The organism is Rubidibacter lacunae KORDI 51-2 (assembly GCF_000473895.1).
In the GTDB taxonomy this organism is placed as follows: Bacteria; Cyanobacteriota; Cyanobacteriia; order Cyanobacteriales; family Rubidibacteraceae; genus Rubidibacter; species Rubidibacter lacunae.
In genome coordinates this window covers 1-2,345 of sequence record NZ_ASSJ01000032.1, presented here as the reverse complement: position 1 = coordinate 2,345, position 2,345 = coordinate 1, and the positions used below count along the sequence as shown (strand labels likewise).

Here is a 2,345-nt window from a genome sequence, read left to right as displayed (position 1 = left end):
TGATTCTCCAGCTCAACGACCTTTCCTAGGAGGAACTTTGGGACTGCTACCCTAAGCAATCATCGCGCCCTCAGTTGACAAGATTATCGGTCTTGTCAGCGATCGAGTCATTTGTACAAGTTGCACTTCTACGCTGACTGCAATTGCAGGCTAAAACATTTATGGACATCATCGATCTAACTGGTATTCGCGTTTATGGTTACACTGGCTACTTGCCCGAGGAAAGGAGCCTCGGCCAGTGGTTTGAAGTAGACCTTAAGCTGTGGCTCGATCTCGCACCAGCGGGAACCAGCGATGATATTGCTCACACTCTGGATTACCGCAAAGCGATCGCTGCTGTTCGGGAACTCGTCAAGACAGCCCGGTTTAATCTCGTGGAGAAGCTGGCAAGTGCGATCGCCGACACTGTCCTAGAATTCGAACTCGTTGAGCAAGTGGGCGTGCGACTAAGCAAGCCTGCTGCACCGATCCCCGACTTCGGAGGTACGATTACGGTCGAAATCCTCCGCCAACGAGTCCAAGCCAACACTAGCAGCTTCCAGGGAGGATAACCGTCAGGTTGCTCTCATGCTAAAAACGTCGGCGGCGCGATGCCAGGACTTTTGAAAAAATTCGGCTCGATGGCAATAGGAAAACCCGAGTCCTAAGTTGAACGCATCGCCTCCACGTAACTCCCACCAACTCCTGTAGTTCCAGAAGTTTCCTTGCTGAATGCGCTGGTCAATAAGGGAGAGTGGTGGTGGGCAACGTTATCTGCGTAAGGGCTGAGCGGACACCTGGGGCAAGTGCCCTTTGACAAACAAGACGACCGCCCTACTTCTCGTAAGTGATTGGGACCGATCTCGCGATCGCTCAGCACTTACTATCCCGGTGCTTTCATTCCTTTATCGACCGCACGGCCGTTACTCTGGTGCGTAGAATCCTATTGCTGGCTTGCGCGGCAGTTGCTGAGGGTCTTGGTTTGTCTGGGATTGCGAGATCGAGAACAAGTTCTAAAAGTTGATAACTAACTTCTTGACACACAAAACTGACGCGCGTGTTGTTTCTTAATTCGAGCGATGTGAGTGGACTTGCAGTTTTCGGCATTGGTGCTTGCCTTACCTGACGCTAAAGCATACCTATTTTGGCCTTCTGCTGCCGGGGTGGGTCGCTTTAGCATAACTGTGTCAGCAACGAAGCCTTCCTCACCCGCTCGCTTCCGCATCACTCTATCAGCAGGAGTTACCCATCATGGCTGCACTTCTCGACCGCCACACTCTCCGTCACTTCAGCGCGCTTGCTTTCATTTGGGTACTGCTTGTGCTTGGGGCTTGCGAAATCTCTAACCTGCAGAACGAGCCCTCCGAGTCCAGCAGCCTTAAATTTTCGGTCATCGCGCGAGATCGCTCGGCACGCTAGCGAGACTGCCGCTGCTCGTTCCGAGCGAAAACAATCTAAAGCGATCGCCTTTCTCCCTTACCGATGCAGAAGATCGCTTTGTGTTGGGGGTCAGCACAGCTTCAGAGATTTAACGAACAGGGACTAACCGGCATCGAACCTGGGGCACGGGCGTCGTAAGAGCAGGGGATAGTGTCCCTCAAACCGGAATCTCACGGTGGTGCAAATAGAGCAGCCGCAATCTAACAGATACCCCCAGCATCGCCTCCAGTTTCGAGGAGTAAATGCTCTTGCGCTTCTGCCTCGCCAAGAAAGTCCTCAGCCTCGTTTCCCCCCTTCCAGCTGCATTTTTTAAATATTGCTCATTTCGTGGCTTACCGCGTCTAGGAACTTCTTGTAGATCCTTAGCCGTCACTTCAGCCACCAGCAGCAATCCCTCACTTTACACGCTCGCATAACGGCTCAAACGTGCCGCTGCTGAGGTCGCCCACGGGAACCGCCACAATCCCCGTTTGTTTGAGTTTGACTAAAGTCCAGAGCCATCCTTTTTTCTTTGAGCTCACACACCTTTGCTGTTCATCTAGCTCTCCAATCTCTGGTGCAAGGGTATCATCAGTTGGCAGGTCCCCCAGGCTGTTGCGCTGTGTCGAACCCAATTGATAACCGTGTTATTACCGACCCCGGCACTGCGCTCGACGTGGCGGAAGCACCAGCCTTCGAGATAACGCTAGATTGGATTATTCACGAACTCTTATGCGGAAACCCTCAACCTTATGCCGTGAAAGGCTTGCAAACTTTTTCGCCCAATGACAGTGCGTTTCCTTATAAATAGGGCTTGCTGAAAAAGGCTGGAATCTCCGCAATGAAATGATCTCAGCGTTTTCTATGCCAGAAAAGTGCAAGTTTATAGGCACCAGAGCCTTAAAACCCTTGCACTTGGGCCGAGAATCCGAGGCAAAAAGCTTGGG

General features: G+C 52.0%; 2 protein-coding genes. Both read left to right on the top strand.

The features are described 5' to 3' along the window. The first annotated feature begins 161 nt into the window (after window positions 1-161). Window positions 162-551, top strand: a complete 390-nt coding sequence (gene folB, locus KR51_RS05560) for a dihydroneopterin aldolase (RefSeq protein ID WP_022605728.1) — start codon at window positions 162-164, stop codon at window positions 549-551. 679 nt (window positions 552-1,230) lie between these two features. Beyond that, window positions 1,231-1,398 (top strand): hypothetical protein, encoded by a 168-nt coding sequence (locus tag KR51_RS19290; RefSeq protein WP_022605726.1) that lies wholly within the window; start codon window positions 1,231-1,233, stop codon window positions 1,396-1,398. Window positions 1,399-2,345: the final 947 nt, after the last annotated feature.

What these genes read in the sequence shown, in the direction of transcription:
- folB (WP_022605728.1), top strand. Translation starts at nt 162, where the DNA reads ATGGACATCATCGATCTAACTGGTATTCGCGTTTATGGTTACACTGGC.
- KR51_RS19290 (WP_022605726.1), top strand. Translation starts at nt 1,231, where the DNA reads ATGGCTGCACTTCTCGACCGCCACACTCTCCGTCACTTCAGCGCGCTT.